At 71.6% G+C, this 21,846-nt stretch carries 18 protein-coding genes and 1 pseudogene; 13 read left to right on the forward strand and 6 right to left on the reverse strand.

Going from position 1 to position 21,846, the window contains the following annotated elements; translation table 11 throughout:
* From G3I19_RS14045 to G3I19_RS14065, 5 genes and pseudogenes are all read left to right on the forward strand, one after another.
* Positions 1–343, forward strand: a pseudogene (locus G3I19_RS14045) (LLM class F420-dependent oxidoreductase); the annotation flags it as partial.
* 49 nt (positions 344–392) lie between these two features.
* On the forward strand, positions 393–1,175 hold the full coding sequence (locus tag G3I19_RS14050; protein ID WP_164263800.1) for a glucose 1-dehydrogenase: 783 nt from the start codon (positions 393–395) through the stop codon (positions 1,173–1,175).
* Between the two features lie 120 nt (positions 1,176–1,295).
* Complete coding sequence (locus G3I19_RS14055; RefSeq protein ID WP_164263802.1) at positions 1,296–2,420, forward strand: LLM class flavin-dependent oxidoreductase; 1,125 nt, start codon at positions 1,296–1,298, stop codon at positions 2,418–2,420.
* Positions 2,421–2,747: 327 nt separating this feature from the next.
* Entirely contained in the window at positions 2,748–4,487 is a 1,740-nt protein-coding gene (locus G3I19_RS14060; protein WP_164263804.1) for a D-aminoacylase, read from the forward strand.
* Complete coding sequence (locus G3I19_RS14065; protein WP_164263806.1) at positions 4,484–5,971, forward strand: aldehyde dehydrogenase family protein; 1,488 nt, start codon at positions 4,484–4,486, stop codon at positions 5,969–5,971. Before G3I19_RS14060 ends, G3I19_RS14065 begins: the two co-directional genes overlap by 4 nt.
* A 175-nt stretch (positions 5,972–6,146) precedes the next feature.
* Here the strand turns inward: G3I19_RS14065 and G3I19_RS14070 are convergent, their stop codons facing one another.
* From G3I19_RS14070 to G3I19_RS14080, 3 genes are all read right to left on the reverse strand, one after another.
* Positions 6,147–6,752 carry a response regulator transcription factor gene (locus G3I19_RS14070; protein WP_164263809.1) on the reverse strand — a complete coding sequence of 202 codons (606 nt, stop codon included), beginning with the start codon at positions 6,750–6,752 and terminating at the stop codon, positions 6,147–6,149.
* Positions 6,749–7,966 (reverse strand): sensor histidine kinase, encoded by a 1,218-nt coding sequence (locus tag G3I19_RS14075; RefSeq protein WP_164263811.1) that lies wholly within the window; start codon positions 7,964–7,966, stop codon positions 6,749–6,751. Before G3I19_RS14075 ends, G3I19_RS14070 begins: the two co-directional genes overlap by 4 nt.
* A 289-nt stretch (positions 7,967–8,255) precedes the next feature.
* On the reverse strand, positions 8,256–9,803 hold the full coding sequence (locus tag G3I19_RS14080; protein ID WP_164263814.1) for a CehA/McbA family metallohydrolase: 1,548 nt from the start codon (positions 9,801–9,803) through the stop codon (positions 8,256–8,258).
* 214 nt (positions 9,804–10,017) lie between these two features.
* Here G3I19_RS14080 and G3I19_RS14085 point away from each other — a divergent pair, with 214 nt between their 5' ends.
* The 6 genes from G3I19_RS14085 to rox all read left to right on the forward strand — a co-directional run bounded on the left by G3I19_RS14085 (position 10,018) and on the right by rox (position 16,958).
* Positions 10,018–10,848 carry an LLM class F420-dependent oxidoreductase gene (locus G3I19_RS14085; RefSeq protein ID WP_164263816.1) on the forward strand — a complete coding sequence of 277 codons (831 nt, stop codon included), beginning with the start codon at positions 10,018–10,020 and terminating at the stop codon, positions 10,846–10,848.
* 151 nt (positions 10,849–10,999) lie between these two features.
* Complete coding sequence (locus G3I19_RS14090) at positions 11,000–11,272, forward strand: hypothetical protein (RefSeq protein ID WP_164263819.1); 273 nt, start codon at positions 11,000–11,002, stop codon at positions 11,270–11,272.
* 160 nt (positions 11,273–11,432) lie between these two features.
* Positions 11,433–12,221: a TetR/AcrR family transcriptional regulator gene (locus G3I19_RS14095; protein ID WP_164263820.1), complete on the forward strand. Its 789-nt coding sequence runs from the start codon at positions 11,433–11,435 to the stop codon at positions 12,219–12,221.
* 93 nt (positions 12,222–12,314) lie between these two features.
* Entirely contained in the window at positions 12,315–12,530 is a 216-nt protein-coding gene (locus G3I19_RS14100) for a hypothetical protein (protein WP_164263822.1), read from the forward strand.
* A 100-nt stretch (positions 12,531–12,630) separates the two neighbouring features.
* Positions 12,631–15,225, forward strand: coding sequence for a bifunctional FO biosynthesis protein CofGH (locus G3I19_RS14105; RefSeq protein ID WP_164263824.1), 2,595 nt, complete (start codon positions 12,631–12,633; stop codon positions 15,223–15,225).
* A gap of 305 nt (positions 15,226–15,530) precedes the next feature.
* Positions 15,531–16,958: a rifampin monooxygenase gene (gene rox / locus G3I19_RS14110; RefSeq protein WP_164263857.1), complete on the forward strand. Its 1,428-nt coding sequence runs from the start codon at positions 15,531–15,533 to the stop codon at positions 16,956–16,958.
* A 297-nt stretch (positions 16,959–17,255) separates the two neighbouring features.
* Here rox and G3I19_RS14115 read toward each other — a convergent pair whose 3' ends face one another.
* Complete coding sequence (locus G3I19_RS14115) at positions 17,256–17,915, reverse strand: redoxin domain-containing protein (protein ID WP_343235096.1); 660 nt, start codon at positions 17,913–17,915, stop codon at positions 17,256–17,258.
* A 91-nt stretch (positions 17,916–18,006) separates the two neighbouring features.
* On the opposite strand from G3I19_RS14115, the gene G3I19_RS14120 reads away from it, so the two are divergent.
* Positions 18,007–18,645 carry a TetR/AcrR family transcriptional regulator gene (locus tag G3I19_RS14120; protein WP_164263826.1) on the forward strand — a complete coding sequence of 213 codons (639 nt, stop codon included), beginning with the start codon at positions 18,007–18,009 and terminating at the stop codon, positions 18,643–18,645.
* Between the two features lie 129 nt (positions 18,646–18,774).
* Here G3I19_RS14120 and G3I19_RS14125 read toward each other — a convergent pair whose 3' ends face one another.
* Together G3I19_RS14125 and G3I19_RS14130 are read right to left on the reverse strand one after the other, a co-directional pair.
* Complete coding sequence (locus G3I19_RS14125) at positions 18,775–19,845, reverse strand: CU044_5270 family protein (protein ID WP_164263828.1); 1,071 nt, start codon at positions 19,843–19,845, stop codon at positions 18,775–18,777.
* Positions 19,842–20,474, reverse strand: a complete 633-nt coding sequence (locus tag G3I19_RS14130; protein ID WP_164263862.1) for an RNA polymerase sigma factor — start codon at positions 20,472–20,474, stop codon at positions 19,842–19,844. Before G3I19_RS14130 ends, G3I19_RS14125 begins: the two co-directional genes overlap by 4 nt.
* Before the next feature lie 475 nt (positions 20,475–20,949).
* Between G3I19_RS14130 and G3I19_RS14135 the strand changes: the two genes are divergently transcribed.
* A complete protein-coding gene (locus tag G3I19_RS14135) occupies positions 20,950–21,771 on the forward strand; it encodes a MerR family transcriptional regulator (RefSeq protein WP_164263830.1) in 822 nt (273 codons plus the stop codon).
* Positions 21,772–21,846: the final 75 nt, after the last annotated feature.

A 21,846-nucleotide genomic window follows, 5' to 3' on the forward strand; every position in this document is an offset into this window, starting at 1 on the left:
CCGCGCCGCCGAACGGGCCGACGGCTGGCTGCCGCAGGGCGACCCGCGCGACCGGCTGCCCGGCCAGATCGCCCGGCTGCGGGCGCTCAGGGAGGCGGCCGGGGTGACGGAACCGATCGAGATCGGTGCCATCACCGAGCCGCTGTACGTGGGGGAGCCGGGCCGCCCCGTCGGCCGCCGCACCCTCACCGGCAAGCCCGACGCCATCGCGGAGTCGCTGCGGGAGTACGCGGCGATGGGCGTCGACCAGATCCAGGTGCGGTTCCGCAGCCGGAGCCGTACCGAACTCACCGACCAGATGGCGGCCTTCGCCGCCGATGTGGCTCCGCACCTGAACCAGTAGCGGTCGCCTCAACGATCCAGTCCGCACCTCAATCAGCAGGGAGAGCGGTATGGGCAAACTCGACGGCCGGGTCTTCGTCATCACCGGCGCTGCGCGCGGGCAGGGTGAACAGGAGGCGCGGCTCTTCGTGGCCGAGGGGGCGAAGGTCCTGCTCGGCGATGTGCTGGACGAGCAGGGGGCGGCGCTCGCCGAGGAGCTGGGGGAGTCGGCCGCGTATGTGCGGCTGGACGTGACCCGGGAGGCGGACTGGAGTGCCGCCGTCGACGTGGCCAAGGAGACCTTCGGGAAGCTCGACGGTCTGGTCAACAACGCCGGGATCCTGCGCTTCAACGAGCTGGTGTCGACCCCGCTGGAGGAGTTCCAGCAGGTCGTCCAGGTCAACCAGGTCGGTGCCTTCCTCGGCATCAGAACCGTGGCACCGGAGATCGAGGCGGCGGGCGGCGGGACCATCGTCAACACCGCCTCGTACACCGCGCTCACCGGGATGGCGTTCGTCGGCTCGTACGCGGCGACCAAGGCGGCGATCGTCGGCCTGACCCGGGTGGCCGCGATGGAGCTGGCGGCCAAGGGCATCCGGGTCAACGCGATGTGCCCCGGCGCCATCGACACCCCCATGAGCAACCCCGCCCAGCTCGACCCGGACGCGGATCCGGCCGAGTCGTCGGCGGCCCTGGACGAGCTGTACCGGAAGCTGGTGCCGCTGGGACGGGTGGGCAAGCCCGATGAGGTCGCCAGGCTGGCGCTCTTCCTCTCCGGCGACGACTCCTCGTACATCACCGGGCAGCCGTTCGTCATCGACGGCGGCTGGCTGGCCGGCGTCAGCATTTTCTGAGCGCATATCTGACAGGCCGTCAGCTATTGACGCTCCCCGCGCACGATGCGACAGTCGACTCCACCGCGATCTGACGGTGTGTCAGGTAAGCGGTCAGAGACCTAGGGACGGTGAACCCCTTTGGAATTCGGGCTCTTTGTACAGGGATACGTACCGAAGCAGCGCGCCCAGGCCGATCCCGAGGCCGAGCACAAGGCGCTGATGGAGGAGACCGAGTACGTCATCCAGGCGGACAAGTCCAACTTCAAATACGCCTGGGCCTCCGAGCACCACTTCCTGGAGGAGTACTCGCACCTCTCCGCCAACGACGTCTTCCTCGGTTACCTCGCGCACGCGACGGACCGCATCCACCTCGGATCCGGCATCTTCAACCCGCTGGCCCCCGTCAACCACCCCGTCAAGGTCGCCGAGAAGGTGGCCATGATGGACCACCTCTCCGAGGGCCGCTTCGAGTTCGGCTCGGGGCGCGGCGCGGGCAGCCACGAGATCCTCGGGTTCATGCCGGGCATCACGGACATGAACCACACCAAGGAGATCTGGGAAGAGACCATCGGCGAGTTTCCCAAGATGTGGCTCCAGGACGAGTACGTCGGCTTCCAGGGCAAGCACTGGTCCCTGCCGCCGCGCAAGATCCTGCCCAAGCCGTACGGGAAGTCGCACCCGGGCATGTGGTACGCCGCCGGGTCCCCCTCCTCGTACGCCATGGCCGGCAAGAAGGGCCTGGGGGTGCTGGGGTTCAGCGTCCAGAAGGTCTCGGACATGGAGTGGGTCGTCGAGTCGTACAAGAACGCGGTGAAGGAGGCCGAGCCGATCGGCGCCTTCGTCAACGACAACGTCATGGTGACCTCGACCGCGATCTGCGCCGAGACCCACGACAAGGCGGTCGAGATCGCTGTCAGCGGCGGTCTCAACTACCTCCAGTCGCTGCTGTTCCGCTACCACGACACGTTCCCCAGGCCGGAGGGCATTCCGGAGTGGCCCGAGCTGCTGCCCGATTACAGCAAGGAGATCATCGAACTGCTCATCGCGGAGGAGCTGATGATCTGCGGTGACCCCGGCGAGGTGCTCCAGCAGTGCAAGCGGTGGGAGCAGGCGGGGGCGGACCAGCTGTCGTTCGGGCTGCCGATCGGGATCTCGTCCGAGGACACGCTCAACAGCATCAAGCTCATCGGTGAGCATGTCATCCCGCAGATCGACACGGACCCGGTGCACCGGACGACCCGCTTCCGGCAGGCCGGAGCGTAGGGGTCTGCCACCTCGGGGCGGACGGCGGCTCCATCCCGGACGGCTGTCGTCCGGCTCCGGCCGGTGAGTACGGGGGAGCGGCCTACCCGGACCCACCGGCCGGAGCCATGCGCATTTTTGGCCGCCCCGGGGCACCCCGGGCCCGTCCGCCCGGCATGCCAAGCTCACCGCCCGGCAATTCAAGCCCGTCCTGGGGGGCACCTCCCAGCGTTGGCTGGGGGAGATCGAGGACGGAACCGGTGACCGTTCCGCCGGTCACACATCCTCACCCGGCGCCCCAACACCCGCCCCACCGCCCGAAGAAGAGCAGAGAAGGGACCAGACCACATGCTCGACCACCTCATCCGCGGAGCGACAGTCGTGGACGGCACCGGTGCCCCCTCGTACGTCGCAGACCTGGGCATCAGGGACGGCCGCATAGCCGTCATAGCGAAGCCCGGCACCGTCACCGAGCAGGCCGCCACCACCGAGGACGCCACCGGACTCGTCCTCGCCCCCGGCTTCGTCGACCCGCACACCCACTACGACGCACAGCTCTTCTGGGACCCGTACGCCACCCCGTCCATGAATCACGGCGTGACCACCGTCGCCGGCGGCAACTGCGGCTTCACCCTCGCCCCGCTCAACCCGGACCACCCGGGCGACGCCGACTACACCCGCCGCATGATGTCCAAGGTCGAAGGCATGTCGCTGGTCGCGCTCGAAGAGGGCGCCCCCTGGAACTGGTCGACCTTCGAGGAGTACCTGAACGCGCTGGACGGCCGTACCGCCGTCAACGCCGGTTTCATGGTGGGCCACTGCGCCCTGCGCCGCCACGTCATGGGCGCCGACGCGATCGGCGGACAGCCCACCGGCGAACAGCTCGCCGAGATGCTGCGGATCTTCCACGAGGCGATGGAGGCGGGTGCCTGGGGGCTCTCGACCACCCAGTCGTCCACCCACTCCGACGGCGACGGCGAACCCGTCGCGTCCCGGCACGCGCGCCCCGCCGAACTGCTCGCCCTGTCCAAGGCGGTCGGCGAGCACGAGGGCACCCAGATCGAGGCCATCGTGGCGGGCTGCCTCGACCAGTTCAGCGACGAGGAGGTCGACCTCTTCATCGGGATGAGCGCGGCAGCGGGCCGCCCGCTCAACTGGAACGTGCTGACCATCGACGCCGCCGTACCCGAACGCGTACCGCGCCAGCTCAGCGCCAGCGACCGCGCCCGCAAGGAGGGCGCCCGCATCGTCGCCCTGACGATGCCCATCCTCACCCCGATGAACATGTCGCTCGGCACGTTCTGCGCGCTGAACCTCATCCCCGGCTGGGGCGACATCCTGGGGCTCCCGGTGCCCGAGCGGATCACGGAGCTGCGCGACCCCGACGTACGGGCCGAGATGCTGCGCCGCGCCACCAGCAAGGAGGCGGGCGTCTTCCGGCGGCTCGCCAACTTCGGCCGTTACGTCATCGGCGACACCTACTCCGAGGCCAACGAGGGCCTCAGCGGCCGGGTGGTCAAGGACATCGCGGCCGAGCGCGGCCAGGAGCCGTTCCACTGCCTGGTGGAGATCTGCGCCAACGACGAACTGCGCACCGTGCTCTGGCCGATGCCCACCGACAACGACCCCGACTCCTGGGAGCTGCGGCGCAGGACCTGGGAGCACGAGGACGTCATGCTGGGCGGCTCCGACGCGGGTGCGCACCTGGACCGGATGTGCGGGGCCCCGTACACGACACGCTTCATCGGCGACTGTCTGCGCGGCCGCAAGCTGGTCGGCCTCGAAGCGGCGGTGAAGATGCTGACGGACGACCCCGCCCAGCTCTTCGGGCTGCGCGAACGCGGCCGCATCGAGGAGGGCTTCCACGCGGATCTGGTGCTCTTCGACCCGGAGCGGATCGCTGCGGGCCCGGCGACGCTCGTGCACGATCTGCCGGGCGACAGCCCCCGGCTCGACTCACGTGCGATCGGCATCGTGTCGGTACGGGTCAACGGCGTCGAGACCATCAGGGACGACGAGATCACCGGCGCGGTGCCCGGCACGGTGCTGCGGTCGGGCCGTGACACCAGGACGGTGGCGACCCGTTGAGCGCCGGCCAGGAGCAGGAACCGGCCGTCCGCCGGGACCAGGGACTCTTCATCGACGGCGAGTGGGTCGCGCCGGACGGTGGGCACTACGACGTGATCAACCCGGCCACCGAGGAGAGCGTCGGCCCGGCGCCGGAGGCGAGCCGCGAGCAGGTGTACGCGGCGGCCGCCGCCGCCCGCGCGGCCTTCGCGGGCTGGTCGCGGACGGCCCCGGAGGAGCGCTCCGCGATCCTCGCCCGCGCCGCCGGCCTCATGCAGCGCGACTTCCTGCCGTACGCGGCGCTCGCACAGGCGGAGAGCGGCGCCACCACGGGGACGGCGCGCGGGATGCAGGTCGGGGTGGGGGTGTCCCGCTTCCGGCGCTATGCGAAGGGTGCCCTGGAACCGGTCGAGCAGGGCCTGCCGCCGCAGATCAACGAGGCGGGCCCGATGGGCAGGGCAGGCGTCTTCGGGGCGCTCGCGGCCCGCCGGCCCGTGGGCGTGGTCACCTGCATCACCTCGTACAACAACCCCTGGGCGAACCCCGCGGGCAAGATCGCCCCCGCGCTCGCCATGGGCAACACGGTGGTCGTCAAACCCGCCCCGCAGGACCCCCTGTCCGTCTTCCGGATGGCGGAGGCGCTGGCCGAGGCTGGGGTGCCGCGTGGCGTGGTGAACGTGGTGAGCGGGACCGGTACGGAGGTGGGCGAGGCGGCCGTCGACTCACCGGACGTCGACATGGTCAGCTTCACCGGCTCCACGGCGGTCGGCAGACGCATCGCGGAGGTCTGCGGCCGGGGGATGAAGCGGCAGCTGATGGAGCTGGGCGGCAAGGGCGCTGCGGTCGTCTTCGACGACGCGGACCTGGACGCGGCGGTGTCCGGGATCGGCACGACCTTCTCCTTCTACAGCGGCCAGATCTGCACGGCGCCCACCCGGGTCCTGGTCCAGCGCGGCGTCCACGACCAGCTGGTCTCCCGACTGAGCGCCTATGCGGGCCACTTGAAGGTCGGCGACCCGGCCGAGCGGGGCACGGTGGTGGGGCCGGTCATCTCGGCGGCCCACCGGGACCGGATCGAGTCGTACGTCGAACTCGGCCGGAAGGAAGGCGCGACGGTCGTCGCGGGCGGCGAACGCCCCGCGTTCGAGAAGGGTTTCTACGCGGCGCCCACGCTGCTGGCCGACTGCACCAACGACATGCGTGTCGTGCGCGAGGAGATCTTCGGCCCGGTGGTCGTGGTGGTCCCCTTCGACGACGAGGAGGAGGCCGTCGCCCTGGCCAACGACAGCGACTACGGGCTGCTCGACTACGTCTGGTCCGGCGATGTGGCGCGCGCCTTCCGGGTGGCGGCGCGGCTGCGGGCCGGCGGGGTGGGCGTGAACACGATCGGGCGGAACATGGAGGCGCCGTTCGGCGGCTTCAAGCAGAGCGGGGTGGGCCGGGACGTCGGCTCGTACGCGCTGCACGCGTACAGCGAGATGCAGTCGATCGTCTGGCCGGGGTGACCACCGGGGCCGCGGTGCCCGTGCGGCCGGGGTGCCGGAGCGGCCGGGGTAAGGGGAGCGGGGCGGGGGCGGCCGCACCGCGTACCCCGGCTGACGTGACGGCATACGGGGGTCGGCACAACCGGCTGTCACAGCCGGCCGCCAAGGCCGGCCCTCGCAGGCTCGCAGCCGGCCGTCACAGCCAGCCGTTGCCCTCCGCGAGCCGGAACGCTTCGGCGCGGGTGCGTGCCTGGGTCTTTCCCATGGCCGACGACAGGTGGTTGCGCACGGTGCCTTTGGACAGGTGCAGCGACCTGGAGATGTCGGAGACGGTGCCGCCGTCGGCCGCGGCGCGGAGCACGTCGCTCTCCCGGTCGGTGAGCGGGCTGGTACCGCTGGCGAGGGATTCGGCCGCGAGAGCGGGGTCGACCACGCGCAGCCCGGCGTGCACGCGCCGGATCGCCTCGACGAGCTGTTCGGGCGGGGAGTCCTTGACGACGAAACCGGCCGCGCCCGCCGACATCGCCCGCGCGAGATAGCCGGGCCGGCCGAAGGTGGTGCAGATGACCACGCGGCAGGCCGGCAGTACGCGGTGGAGTTCGGCGGCGACCGTGAGCCCGTCGGGGCCCGGCATCTGCACGTCCAGGAGCGCGACGTCGGGCGCGGTGCGCACCGCGGCTTCGAGCGCGTCGGCGCCCGATCCGGCCTCGGCGACCACCTCCATATCGGCTTCGAGCCGCAGCATCGAGGCCAGCGCCCCGCGCACGAGCGCCTGGTCGTCGGCGAGCAGGACACGGATCATGCCGGTTCCTCCCCGGCGGAGGGTGCCGCCGTGATCGTGGGCCGGGCCGCCGTTGACGGCCCGCGGGCGAGCACCCGGAAACCGCCGCCGGGGCGTTCGTCGTGCGTCAGCGTGCCCGAGACCGCGGCCAGCCGCTCGGTGAGGCCGGTCAGGCCGTGTCCGGCCACCGTCCCGGACGGGCCCGTGCCGTCGTCGGTGATCTCCACCCAGTCACGGCCCAGCCGGACGGTGCAGCGCTCGGCGGCCGAGTGGCGCAGCACGTTCGTCACCGCCTCCCGCACCACGTAGCCGAAGACCGCCTGCAGCTCGGGCGCCACGTCGTCGGCCGCGGTCGGCAGCTCGGCCTGTACGCCCGCGGCGCGGAGTGCCACGCGCGCGCCGGCGATCTCGGCGGCCAGCGACACCGTCCGGTAGTCGGAGACCGTGGCCCGCACATCGGAGAGGGCCTGGCGCGACAGGCTTTCGAGTTCGCGGATCTCGGCGACGGCGCGGTCGATGTCGCCGGAGTGCTCCAGGACGCGTCTGGCCAGTCCCAGCTTGACGGTCATCGTCGAGAGGCTGTGCCCGAGGATGTCGTGCAGGTCCCGGGCGACCCGCTCCCGCTCCCTGGCCACGGCCAGACTCCTGACCTGCTCCCGGGCGGCCCTCAGATGGCCGATGGTGAAGGTCAGCGCGAAGACGGTGCCGAGGACGGCGGTGATACCGACGAGCAGCGCCACCTCCCCCCACTGCACGCGCCCGTCGCCCAGCCGCATCCAGACGACCTGGACGACCGCCACGGCGAAGCCGAGCAGCCAGGAGTAGCGCAACGGCAGCAGCATCAGCCCGATCACGATGGCGTACGTCATGTCGGTCAGGTAGTCGGGAGAGCCCAGCAGCAGCGCCGGGGCGGCCCCCAGCGCGAGCATCCCGGCGACGCCCGCGACGCGCCACCGCCGGGACGCCACGGGGCCGCGCCACACGACGACCGGGTAGCCCAGGCCGTAACAGGTGAGGGCGGCGAGGGCGGCACCGACGAGGAAGGTGTTCCTGCCGCTGTCCGCGATGTCGGTGGCCCGGGGGATCAGGAGGAGCAGGGAGAGGCTGTTGGCGACGACGGTGATCGCCCGGCTCCGTCCGCCGCGGCCGCCGCTCTCCGGGGTCGCCCAGAAGCTCCAGTCCGGCCACTGCCGTGCGGAGAACCTGTCGGGCCTGCGCTTGCTCACGACGGCCATGTTAGGTTCCCGGCGCGCCGGGCCGGGCATACGGGCTGCCTCGCCCGGGACACAGGACGGGACGCCGGACCGGACGTACGGCGGGGTCTGCGACCGGACCTGCGGCTGGACGCACGACGGGACGTGTGACGGCACCCCTGAGGTGCGCGGACCGGCGATCTTCACACCACTGAGTGTCCGGCCCGCGCGGGGCGCCGGTCTCGCCCGGATGTCACCGCCCGCCCATGACATCTGACAGGGGTGTTCCGCCGACATGGGTGTTCCGCTTCGGGCCGGACTCGTCCGGGAGTCACCTCCCCAGGAACACCGGGTTCGTCAGCGCGGCCAGCGCCCCCGGCAGGCCCGCCGCCGCCGGGGCGTGCCTGACCTCCGCGCGTACATAGGCGGCGTACGCGGGTGTGGTCCGCCACTCCACCGTGCCCGCACCGGACGTGGGCAGCGGAGTGGTGTACAGCGTGCCCTGGTCCGTGACGAAGTGCGCCGTGCAGCCGGGGGCGCCGGTCACATCGAGCCGGACCGTCACCGGGGTCCCCGAGTCCACCCGGAGGCGGTCGCCGATGCCCGCGTGGACGGCGCGGCCGCCCGTGGCGCCGAAGGTGAGGGCGATCGCCGATGACTCCGTGATGTACGAGTGGCCCGCGCGGATGCCCGCCAGGATGGCGTCCCTGCTGAGGTCGTCGGCCAGCACGACCGTCTGCGGGGTGCCGATCCGGTCGGGGTCCTTGTGGGCGTCGCTGTTGCCCATCGCGGGGGTCCAGTCCCTGCCACGGCTGACCAGGGTGTTGTCCCAGTCCGCCACGGACACCTCGTCGTCCAGGGTGTACGGGCCGTTCCACACCTCCACCGCGTCCGCGTCGCCGAAGCCGAACTTCCAGTTGCAGCCGATGCAGGTCGCGTGCGGGTGGGCCGGGACGACCAGGCCGCCCGCGCGGCGGATCTCACGGGCGTAGTGGCCGAAGCGGTTGTCCCGGGCCCGGTAGCGCCAGTCGACCCAGGTGCCGTGGTCGGTGGAGATGCCCAGGACATGACCGTTGCGGGTGGTGATCTCCTCGCCGGTGAGAATCAGCAGGTCGTCGCCCCACAGCCCGTCCCAGGCCCGGTGGCCCGAACTGGTGTTGTGCTCACTGGTGTTGATGAAGTCGAGCCCCGCCGCCCTGGCCAGCGCGGCGATCTCGGCCGGGGTGCGCTTGCCGTCCGAGTGCACCGAGTGGATGTGGCAGTCGCCCCGGTACCAGGCGCGCCCGCGCCCCTTCGCCCGCACCGGCGGATACACCGGCTTAGGCGTCGTGGGCGTCGGGCCGAAGCGCAGGGTGACGGTGACGGCGTACGGGAGGCCGCCGGGCGCCGTGGTGTACGGGCCGAGCGCGATGTTCCACCGGCCCGCGCGGACCGGCCCCGGCAGATAGCCGGGAGTCGCCGCGTCGCCTCGGATGAAGAACTCGCTGCGCGCACCGCCCGACCAGCCGCGGAACCCGGACCCGCCGAGGCCGGTGCCGCGCTCGTCGAAGATGCCGATGTCCAGGGCGTTGCCCTGGGTGCCGGCGGGCACGGGAGGCTTCTCGTACGTGTACGAGACCGCCAGCTCGCGTACCCCTTCGGGAACGTCCACCGGCAGATAGACATAGTCGGGCGAGCCGGGCGGCAGTGTGCCGCGCACGGTCTTCGTCCGGTCCGGGGGTGTGCTTCCGGCCGGGGTGCCGCCGGCCGGCGCGCCGCCACCGCCGTCCGCCGCGCTCGCGAAGCTCACGCTTCCCAACGTAAGCGCGGCCGCCGCTCCCGTCACCAGCAGGCCGCGCCTGCCCAGTTCGCCGGGGGTCGGGTGGTCTCCAGGGTTCATGCCAACGCTCCAGGGGTCTGTGGGGGACACCAGCGGTCTGTGCGGGACACAGGAGGTGCAGCTGAACCCTGGTATTCAGCCGTGAACCGGGCGAGAAGGGAAGGGGGCGGGACGGAGACCGTGACACGGCGCTCGGATTTTCGCCCCGTACGTCATACCCTCTGCGGCCACGGCACGGATCACCCGGATCGCACAGCGAATGAGGGCGGATGTCATGCGGCTGAGTACCACGATCTTTCTGACCGACAGGACCGTCACCCCGGTGCGGCTCGCACGGGAACTGGAGCAGCGCGGGTTCGGCGGGCTGTATCTGCCCGAGCACACGCACATCCCGGTCGAGCGGGCCACCCCGTGGCCGATGGGCGGTGAACTGCCCGCCGAGTACGGCAGGACGCTCGACCCGTTCGTCGCGCTGGGCCAGGCCGCCGCCGTGACGGACACCCTGGCCCTGGGCACGGGCGTCACGCTCATCGCCCAGCACGACCCGATCGGCCTGGCCAAGCAGATCGCGACCCTCGACCACCTCTCGGGCAGCCGCTTCACGCTCGGTCTCGGTTACGGCTGGAACAAGGAGGAGGCCGCCGACCACGGGGTGGAGTGGACGCGCCGCCGCGATCTCGGCCGGGACCGGATGGCGCTGATGCGGGCCCTCTGGGCGGCCGAACCGACGTCGTACGAGGGCGAGTTCGTCTCCGTACGGGCCAGCGAGGCCCATCCGAAACCGCGGGGTGGCAGCGTGCGCACCCTGATCGGCGGGGCCGCCGGGCCGAAGCTCTTCGCGCACATCGCGGAGTACGCGGACGGCTGGATGCCGATCGGGGGCCGGGGCCTCGGTGAGTCGATGCCGGTGCTGCGCCAGGTCTGGCAGGACGCGGGCCGCGACCCGGCGGGCCTCCAGGTCGTCCCGTACGCCGTGCTGCCGACCGCCGGGAAACTGGCGCACTACGCGGAGCTGGGCATCGAGGAGGTGGTGCTCCAACTGCCGCCCGCCGACGAGAAATCCGTACTGACGGTGCTCGACGCCTACGCGCCGTATCTGGCGTGAGCGCCGCCCCGGACCGGGCCGCGGGGTGTGGCGCAGCCCGCGCCGGACCGGGCGGTGCGCGTGCGGGTGCGGGTGCCGCCGCCGGGGCCTGAGGGGCGGGCGGCGGGCTCTCGACGTGCGGTGCCCGGCGGCCGGGCGGAAGCTGGTTGGTGTGCTCCAGGAACCGAAGTACAGCGGCCGGGCGGTGCTGGTCATCGACACCCACGTCCTGCCGGTGACAGCCACGCTCGCCTTCTCCGCGGACGGCTGCTCGGGCGTCCTGCGCACGCAGGTCGTCTCCGACGCCGATCTGGACTTCCCGCCGGAGCCCGTGCCGCTCACGCTCCTCCAGGAGCCGAAGGGCGAGGTCTGGGGCACGGTGTCGGTCTGCCGCCGGACGCCCGAGGGGGCGGTGTCGATGAAGTTCAGGGGCGTCCGCGGCTGATCCGGGTCCGGGGGCGGGAGCGGTTGATTGCGGCACCTGGAACGCGTTACGGCTTCTCATGCCACCCTCAAGGAGATGCCAGTAACCTTGGTGATAGCCTCTAACTAAACGGGGCACTGTGGGCGCGAAGGTGCGAGACGGTGCGAAAGGTGGCAGTCCAGTGGCGGAGCCGCAAGCCCAGACCCCGCGCGAGCGCTACCGCGCCCAGGTGAAGGCGGAGATCAAGCAGTACGCGTGGGAGCAGATCGCGACGGCGGGTACGTCCGCGCTGTCGCTCAACGCGATCGCCAAGCGGATGGGTATGAGCGGGCCCGCGCTCTACCGGTACTTCGCGGGCCGCGACGAACTGATCACCGAACTGGTCCGCGAGGCGTACCGAAGCCTGGCGGACACCTTGCGTACGGCGGCAGGGGAGGCCGGGGCGGCCGGAGTGTCGGGGGCGTCCGAGGCGACCGGGGCAGCCGCGTCCGGGGTGCCGGGGGAGCCCGAGGCAATCGCGCCGCCGCCCGAGCGGTACGCGACATCAGCGGCAACCGAGGCAGCCGCGCCGCCCGAGTCCGGTGCCGTCGTCGCCCTGGCGCACGCTCTGCGCGGCTGGGCCCTGGACGACCCCCACCGTTACTTCCTCGTGTACGGCACGCCCATCCCCGGCTATCACGCGCCCGACGACATCACCGCCATCGCAGCCGAGGTCATGTCCGTCCTGCTCGACGCCTGTGTGGCGGTCCCCGACGGCGACCCCGCGGCGCCGTTCGCGGCGCACCTGGCGGACCACCGGCAGTGGGCGCACGGCCATCCCGCCCCGCCCGTGGCCCTCCACCGGGCCCTGACCGTCTGGACCCGGCTGCACGGCGTCCTGTCCCTGGAGCTCGCCGGGCACTTCGCCGGGATGGGGTTCGACTCCGGGCAGCTCTTCGACGCCGAACTGCAAGCCCTGTCGGCGCCCTGAGAGCGCGGACACCCCGGCGAGAGGTCCGGTCGCCGCCCCGTACGGTCGCTGCCCCGGGGTGCCGGAACAGCCGACCAGGAGCACGCTGGACATATGAAAGTGCCGGTCATCATTTACCCGCCGGACGCGTCCGGGGGCCGACGCGTGGGCTCAGGTACGGAGACCCTCGGCGTCGCCCACAACCACGCGGACGTGGCCGAGCTGCTGCGGAGGGCCGGTCTGGAGGGCGTCGACGAGGCAGAGGTCGCGACGACATCGCTGATCGACTGGCACGGCGGCGGCCCCGACGTGTGGTCGGCGCCCGGGTGACCAGAGCCGGGGCCTGCGAAGGCCGCACTGCGGGCAACCCGCACGTCACCGCTGGCAAGGCGCCGCAGACAGCGCGAAATGCCGCTCGTATGCTCGGTCCATGACTGATCCGCAGCCCGCAGCCCCCACCGCAAATGCCATGCGTCGCGCGCTCCGGCGGGCCAGGGACGGTGTTGCCCTCGACACGGCCGAGGCTGCCGTACTCCTCCAGGCGCGCGGCGACGACCTGCGCGACCTCGCCGCGTCGGCGGCGCGCGTACGGGACGCCGGCCTGGAAGCGGCAGGGCGGCCCGGGGTCATCACGTACTCCCGCAAGGTGTTCATCCCGCTGACCCGGCTCTGCCGGGACAAGTGCCACTACTGCACGTTCGTCACCGTGCCCGGCAAGCTCAGGCGCGCCGGCCACGGCATGTACCTCTCGCCCGACGAGGTGCTGGAGATCGCCCGCCAGGGCGCCGAACTCGGCTGCAAGGAAGCGCTGTTCACGCTCGGCGACCGCCCCGAGGAGCGCTGGCCCGAGGCGCGCGAGTGGCTGGAGGCCGAAGGGTACGACGACACCCTGGCCTACGTACGCGCCATGGCCGTCCGGGTCCTGGAGGAGACCGGCCTGCTGCCGCACCTCAACCCGGGCGTCATGACCTGGACCGACCTCCAGCGGCTCAAGCCGGTCGCCCCCTCGATGGGCATGATGCTGGAGACCACGGCGACCCGGCTGTGGAGCGAGCCGGGCGGCCCGCACCACGGCTCGCCCGACAAGGAGCCCGCCGTACGGCTGCGCGTCCTGGAGGACGCCGGGCGCTCCAACGTGCCCTTCACCACCGGGGTGCTGATCGGGATCGGTGAGTCGTACGAGGAGCGCGCCGACGCCTTCTTCGAGCTGCGCAGGATCGCCCGCTCGTACCACGGCATCCAGGAAGTCATCGTCCAGAACTTCCGGGCCAAGCCCGACACGGCGATGCGCGCGATGCCCGACGCCGAGCTGGAGGAGCTGGCCGCCGCCATCGCGGTGGCCCGGCACATCCTCGGCCCCTCCGCCCGTATCCAGGCCCCGCCGAACCTGGTCGACGCGGAGTACGCGCTGCTCATCGGCGCCGGGATCGACGACTGGGGCGGGGTGTCCCCGCTGACCCCCGACCACGTCAACCCCGAGCGCCCCTGGCCGCACATCGACGAACTGGCGGAACGCACCGGGGCGGCCGGCTTCCAGCTGCGTGAACGGCTCACCATCTACCCGGAGTTCATCCAGCGCGGCGAGCCCTGGCTCGACCCCCGCCTGGTGCCGCACGTCCGGGCGCTCGCCGACCCCGGGACCGGTCTGGCCCGCGAGGGCGTCACACCGGCCGGGCTGCCCTGGCAGGAGCCCGACGAGGGCTTCACCGCCACCGGCCGCACCGACCTGCACACCACCATCGACACCGAGGGCCGCACCTCGGACCGCCGGGACGACTTCGACGAGGTGTACGGGGACTGGGACGCCCTGCGCGAGCAGGCGGCCCCCGGCATGGTCCCGTCCCGAATCGACACCGACGTCAAGCAGGCCCTGGACCAGGCGGCCGCCGACCCGACGCGGCTCACCGACGACGAGGCGCTCGCCCTGCTGCACGCGGACGGCCCCGCGCTGGACGCGCTCACCCGGATCGCGGACGACCTGCGGCGTGACGTGGTCGGCGACGACGTCACGTACATCGTCACCAGGAACATCAACTTCACCAACGTCTGCTACACCGGCTGCCGCTTCTGCGCCTTCGCCCAACGGCGCACGGACGCCGACGCGTACACGCTCTCGCTCGACCAGGTCGCCGACCGGGCCGCCCAGGCGTGGGACGTCGGCGCGGTCGAGGTCTGCATGCAGGGCGGCATCCACCCGGACCTGCCCGGCACGGCGTACTTCGACATCGCGCGAGCCGTCCGCGAGCGCGTCCCGGGGATGCATGTGCACGCCTTCTCCCCGATGGAGGTGGTGAACGGCGCGACCCGCACCGGCCTGTCCATCCGCGAGTGGCTCACCGCGGCGAAGGAGGCCGGCCTCGGCTCGATCCCCGGCACGGCGGCGGAGATCCTGGACGACGAGGTCCGCTGGGTGCTCACCAAGGGCAAGCTGCCGACGGCGACCTGGATCGAGGTCATCACGACCGCCCACGAACTGGGCATCCGCTCCTCGTCCACGATGATGTACGGCCATGTCGACCAGCCCCGGCACTGGCTCGGCCACTTCCGCACCCTGGCGGACATCCAGCGGACCGCGCTGGCCAAGGGGGTCGAAGGGTTCACGGAGTTCGTGACGCTGCCCTTCATCCACACCAACGCCCCGGTGTACCTGGCAGGCATCGCCCGCCCGGGCCCGACGACCCGCGACAACCGCGCGGTCACCGCGATGGCCCGGCTGCTGCTCCACCCGTACATCCCCAACATCCAGACCAGCTGGGTGAAACTGGGCGCGGAGGGCGCGGCGGAGATGCTGCGCTCCGGGGCGAACGACCTGGGCGGCACCCTGATGGAGGAGACCATCTCCCGGATGGCGGGCTCCAGTTACGGCTCGTACCGCTCGGTCCAGGACCTCGTCGCGATCGCGGACCTGACGGGCCGCCCGGCGCGCGCCCGGAACACGCTGTACGGCCCGGTCCCGGAGGAACGGATGCAGGCGGCCCGCGCATCGGACGGACATCTGCCGGAGCTGCTGCCGGTACTGGACTGAGGGGCCCTCGGGGCGCCGGGAGGGTGTGGTCCGCGGGCAGGGGACGCAGACCACACCCCAGCCCTCTCCCTCATCACCCCCACTGCCGGGCATGCGGCAGCAGGGAGTCGCCGTGCCCGGCAGTGGGGGTGATGAGGGAGAGGGCGGAAAAGAGAGGAGGACTGGACACTCCTCTTGCCACTCCTAACTTATAGCGCACTGGGGGGCTTGCGGCAAGGCCCTGGTCATGGCGCAGAATCACCGCTCGAAGTCAGAACCCGGGAGTCGGCTTCGTGGAAATCGACGTGGGCGAATTGGGGTTTGTGATGATCGACGTGATCATTGCCGGTGGTGGACCGACCGGCATGATGCTGGCAGCCGAGCTGCGGCTGCACGGCGTACAGGTGCTCGTGCTGGAGAAGGAACCGGCGCCGCCCGCGTACGTCCGCGCGCTCGGCCTGCACGCGCGCAGCATCGAGGTGATGGACCAGCGCGGCCTGCTGGAGCGGTTCCTCGCCGAAGGCAGGAAGTATCCGCTCGGCGGCTTCTTCGCCGCCCTCAGCAAGCCGGCACCCGAGCGGCTCGACACCGCGCACGGGTATGTCCTCGGCATTCCGCAGCCCCTCACCGACCGCCTGCTGTCCGAGCACGCCACCGAGCTGGGCGCCGAGATCCGGCGCGGCTGCGCGGTGGTCGGGCTGAGCCAGTCCGAGGACGGTGTGAGCGTCGAGCTGGACGACCGGACGGTGCTGCGCTCGCGCTATCTGGTGGGCTGCGACGGCGGCCGGAGCACGGTGCGCAAACTGCTCGGCATCGGCTTCCCCGGCGAACCCAGCAGGGTGGAGACGCTGCTGGGCCAGATGGAGGTGACCGCTTCGCCGGAGACGGTGACCAGCGTGGTGACCGAAATCCGCAAGACCCAGCTGCGGTTCGGCCTCGGGCCCACCGGGGACGGGACGTACCGCGTCGTCGTGCCTGCCGAAGGGGTGTCGGACGACCGCACGGTCCCGCCCACGCTCGACGAGTTCAAGCAGCAGCTGCGACGGGTCGCCGGTACCGACTTCGGTGTCCACTCGCCGCGCTGGCTCTCCCGCTTCGGCGACGCCACCCGGCTGGCCGAGCGCTACCGGTCCGGACGGGTACTGCTGGCCGGGGACGCGGCACACATCCACCCGCCGACCGGCGGGCAGGGGCTCAACCTCGGCATCCAGGACGCGTTCAACCTCGGCTGGAAACTGGCCGCCGAGATCGCGGGCTGGGCCCCGGAAGGGCTGCTGGACAGCTACCAGACCGAACGCCAGCCGGTGGCCGCCGACGTACTGGACAGCACCCGGGCGCAGATGGAGCTGATGTCCACCGAACCGGGCGCGCGTGCGGTGCGGCGGCTGGTGGCGGAGCTGGCCGACTTCGAGGACGTGAACCGGTACCTGGTCGAGAAGATCACCGCGACCGCGATCCGCTACGACTTCGGCGAGGGCCATGAACTGCTCGGCCGGCGCCTGCGCGACGTACAGCTGAAGCGCGGCCACCTGTACGGCCTGATGCACGCGGGCCGCGGCCTGCTGCTCGACCAGACCGGCCGCCTCTCGGTGGCGGGCTGGGCGGACCGGGTGGACCATGTCACCGACGTCAGCGAGGAATTGGACGCGCCCGCGGTGCTGCTGCGTCCTGACGGCCATGTGGCCTGGGCCGGCGACGACCAGCGGGAGCTGACCGGCCGACTGCCGAAGTGGTTCGGGGCCGCGGCGGGCTGAGCCCCACGAAGGTGGTCAGGCGGCGGGTCATGCATCAGGCACAGCTTGGGCATTTTCCGTCCGGCGCGGGCGATGCCGCCGATCCGGCTGGGGCTGCGGGAGTGTGAGCCGTACCAACTGGCTGTGCGCGGTCCGCGCCTCCGGCTGCTCCCCGCCGGAGGAGCGGGCGCGACCCGCGGGCGCGACCCCGCGTGCGCGTTCACACGTCGGAGCCGGACCCGGGCGCCCTCTTGGGCCGCCGCCGTCATGCGCTCCACGGTGGGCCGTGGTGGACGAGCCGCAAGCAGGGATCTGCTGCTACAGCGCGGCGACGGCCTGGAGAATCTCGGCCGGCTCGGAGCGGGTGGTGTAGTCGGGATGCACGTCGATCCAGCGGATCGTGCCGTCCGTGTCGACGAGCACGGTGGTGGCCAGCGGAAGTTCGGCGGTGCCGTCCGCGTTGACCGCCGCGAGGTCGAGGCCGAGCTTCGCCTGGGCCTCACGGGCTCCACGGCCGAGCGTGAACACGATCCCGAGCTGCCTGGCGATCTGGTTGCCCGGGTCCGAGACGACCGCGTAGGTCAGCGCCTGCTTCTCGGCGAGCGAGAGCGACGCGTCGGGCTTCTGCGGGCTGACGGCGACCAGGGCGACGCCCCGGGCGTCGAGTTCGTCGACCAGCGCGTTCTGATACGCGTGCAGGGCGACGTTGCAGTAGGGGCACCACGCGCCACGGTAGAAGACGACCACCGCCGGGCGACCGGCGAGCGCCGCGGCAAGCGTGGTGGGGGAGCCGTGCATGTCGAGCAGGTCGCCGTCGGGCATCTTCGCGCCCGGCACGGCGACGCCTGCTGGGACGCCGGCCGCCACGAGTCGGGCCAGTTCCGCCTCGAAGGCGGCGGTGACCTCGCCCGGGAGCCGTTCGCCGGCCTGACGGCCCACTTCGGCGGACTGGTCGGCAATCGTCGTGTCCTTGTTCACTGCGGAACTCCCACCTCGAAGAATGGATCGCTGAATCCACTCTGCTCGCCCATGATTGGATAGTCAAATCCAGAATGAGTACTCTGAGGGCATGTCGTCCTTCGAGGGTCCGCACCTCGCGCCGCCGCCCACCACCAAGGGCCAGGCCACGCGCGAGCGCATCGTGCGGGCGGCCGCGCAGCTGATGTTCGACCAGGGCGTGGCCGGAACGAGCACGCCCGCGATCCGGGACGCGGCCGGGGTCAGTTCCTCGCAGATCTACCACTACTTCGCCAATAAGCAGGCGTTGACCAGCGCGGTCATCGAGTACCAGACCGAGGCGGTCGTCGGCGGCCAGGAGCAGCTGCTCGCGCGGCTCGACAGCGTCGAGGCCCTGCGCGCCTGGCGCGACATGGTCGTCGGTGTTCAGCGCTCGATGCACTGGGCCGGCGGCTGTCCGCTCGGTTCGCTGGCGAGTGAACTGGCCGGACAAGACGCTGACGCGCGCACGGCGCTGGCCGCGAGCTTCTCCCGCTGGTCCGACGCGATCAGGGACGGGCTGGCGCGCATGGCCGAGCGCGGCGCCCTACGGCCGGAGGCCGATCCGGACTCCCTCGCCCTCGCGCTGCTCGCGGCGCTCCAGGGCGGCCTGCTCCTCGGCCAGGCCCAGCGGAGCTCGGCCGCGCTTGAAGCCGGCCTCGACGCGGTGATCGCGCTCATCGCCCAACACGTCGCGGACCGTCGGCCCTGAGCCGAGGAGAGATCACTCGACGAGCGGCGGGCGTCACACCGGTCCCGGTCTGCCGCCCGAGCAGCACCGGCGGCCCGGCTGCGGAACGTTCCACGCGCATACGCGCATCTCCGGAGACGCGCGGAGTGATCAGCCGGCCTGCCGCTTCCCGGTGGAATCGGCTGCCTTGCCCGGGACCTGCCCGGCCTTGTCGACGACGGCGTGCTCGATCTCGGCGGTGCTGGAGAGGAGGGTCCCGGCCTTCGCGTACGGGGCGTCCTTGGTCCGGTACTCGCGGGAGCCGAGGAAGGAGTAGTCGTCCTTGTCGAAAACCCATTCGGTGCGGTTGCCGTACTTGGTGTCCTCGCGGGCGATGCCGAGGCCCGTGCGGCCTATGGCGTCCTTGGCGTCCGGTGCCTCCTTGACGCCCGGGATCTTCGCCGCCGCACGGTAGAGGGCCGCGGCTGTCTTCGGCGGCAGCACCCCGCCGAGCAGGACGCCGATCTGCTCGAAGACGATCTGGTCGGTTTCCTGCTCGGCGTCCTTCCGGACGTGAGCACGGAGATAGGCGAGGAGTTCGTCCGGGTCGGTGGGCAGCGAGGCGAGCCAGTGGTAGGTGGGGCGGGACAGTCCGGCGGGGGTGCCATGGTCGTCCCCGAGCTCGGCGTTACTGACCTCGTCCTTGCCATTGACCCGGGTCAGCCCGGTCTTCTTGAGGGGGCGCGGGTCCTGCGGCGCCCAGCCCTCCGTCTCGGTCAGCGGGCTCAGTACGGCCTTGCCGCTGCTGATGTCGGCCTCCCGAACCATGGAACGGGTGTAGAGGAACTGGTCGTTCCGTACGACGGGCTCCTCACGCGTGAGGGCCACGGTCGAGAGGTGGTGGAGAAGGCCGTCGGTGCCCTGGGCGGCCGTCGCCGTCGTCGGCCGGTTCTCGTTGTCCGTACGGAGGGCGAGACCGCCCGCGAGGATTCCGGCCAGTGCCAGCGCCGATACGGGGACGAGAAGGGCGGGGCGCAGGAGCCGGCCGGTGGGGCGGGTGGTGGGCTGGACCGGACTGTCACGACGGGTGTCGGCGTCGATGTGGTTCATCAGGAGTTCCTTCTGGTGACGGAATCGCTCGGGCGACAGGTTCTCGGTCACCGGAGGGGGAAGCAGCCGGGCCAGGTGCCGGGCTTCGTCGTCGTCCCTGTTCTCAGGAGAGGCGGCGTCTTCGCGGTTCATGGGGTTTCCTCCCGCACGGGCTGGGCCGCGATTGCGGCTGTATGACTTACCTCTCCGCGGGCTCTCGCGGGTTCCGGGTTTCTCCGCGGGCGTTCCGCGCGTTCTGTCTGTTCCGCGATCCGGGCGAGTCTTCTGCGGGCGCGTGAGAGGCGGGAGCGCACCGTGCCCACCGGGACGCCGAGCGCCTCGGCGGTCTGCTCGTAGTCCAGTCCGGACCACACGCACAGGGAGAGCACTTCCCTTTCCTGGCTGCGCAGTTGACCGAGGGCCGCGGAGACGGCGCGCAGACGGCTCCGGTCGTCCAGCCGGGACGCTGCCTCCGCCGAGAAGTCCGCGACGTCGGCGGGCGGTGGCTGACGGGCCAGGAAGACCAGCCGCCGCAGCAGCCCCCGCCGGGTGTTCTCACACTTGTGCGTGGCGATGCCGAGGAGCCAGGGCAGCGCGGAGCCCCTGCCCTCCTCCAACCGCTCTCTGCCCTGCCAGGCGGCCAGGAAGGTGTCCGCCATGACGTCCTCGGCGGTCGACCAGTCACCTGTCAGCCGCAGCGCGTGACGGTAGACGGCCTGGGCGCAGCTCTCGTACAGCTCGGCGAAGGCGTCGCGGTCCCCCGCGTGCAGGCGCCGGCGCATCTCGTTCTCCGCGGCCTCCGCGGCCTCCGCGGCCTCCGCGGCCTCTGCGGTCTCTGTGTCCTTGGTGCCTATGGTGCCTTCGGTGCCCTGGGGGTTCTCCGGGGCCTTTGATTCTGGTGGTTCCCTCACACTCGGTATCTCTCCGCGACCTTGCGCCCGTTCCTGTGACTCGCGCCACAACCTCCTGCTACAGCGGGCGGGCTGCGGCGGCCGACGGTGCCCGGGCGAACAAGGCGTACCGCCGACCGCTGCCGGCCGGCCGACCATGACGAGGCGAACGTTGCCTGATGCGGCACTATGGCCTGTCCGGTGGGTCGCGTGACGTCCGGGCCGCCGGTCGTCACGGTCCTCGTGGTGCGAGGCGACGTGGCGGACGGAGAACGGGCCCGGCCGGGCGGACGCCTGCCGAAGAACGGTTACCGGAAGGCGGCCTGTTGACCCTCACACCGTGTCAGGCGCTGGACTCGGAGACATCATGTTCACCATCGGAGACTTCGCCCGGCACGGCCGCGTATCGGTCCGCATGCTGCGTCACTACGACGCCACCGGACTGCTGCGCCCGGCCCACGTCGACCCAGCCACCGGCTACCGGTACTACTCGGCTGCCCAGCTGGCCCGCCTCAACCGTGTCATCGCGCTGAAAGAGCTCGGCCTGACCCTCCAACAGGTTCAGCAGATCCTGGACGAGAAGGTCACGACCGACGAACTGCGCGCCATGCTGCGGCTGCGCCGGGCCGAACTTGAGGTCGCGATGGCCGCCGCAGCGGCGCGGCTGGTCCAGGTCGAGGCGAGGCTCCGATCGATCGAGAGCGAGGGGCACATGCCCACGAACGATGTCGTCTTCAAGAGCGTCCCGGCGATCCGGGTGGCGGAGCTGGACGCGACCGCCGCGAGCTTCGAGCCCGAGAACATCGGCCCGGTCATCGGGCCGCTCTACGACGAGCTGTTCCGGCGCCTGGACAGGGCCGGGGTATCGCCTGCAGGGCCCGGTGTCGCCTATTACGAGGATGCCCCGGAGGGCGGTGGCAGGATCACCGTCCACGCCGCCGTCCAGGTCGCGGCCCCGCTCCAGGACGGCGCCTTCCGGGTGCTCGATCTGCCGCCCGTCGACCAGGCGGCGACGATCGTGCACCGTGGCTCCATGGACACCGTGCTGCCCACGGCCCAGGCCCTGGCCTTCTGGATCGAAGAGAACGGGTACCGGTCAGCCGGGTACCCCCGGGAGATCAGCCTGGAGTGCCCGGACAACCGCGACGACTGGGTGACCGAACTCCAGGCGCCGGTGACCAAGCCCTGAGACCCAGGGCCATCGTCCCGGGACAAGGCGGCAACGGGCGCAAGCGTCACGGCCGGGCAGCCGGTGGTTCGCAGT

Origin of the sequence: Streptomyces sp. SID10853 (genome assembly GCF_010548145.1) — a bacterium.
Taxonomy (GTDB): Bacteria; Actinomycetota; Actinomycetes; order Streptomycetales; family Streptomycetaceae; genus Streptomyces.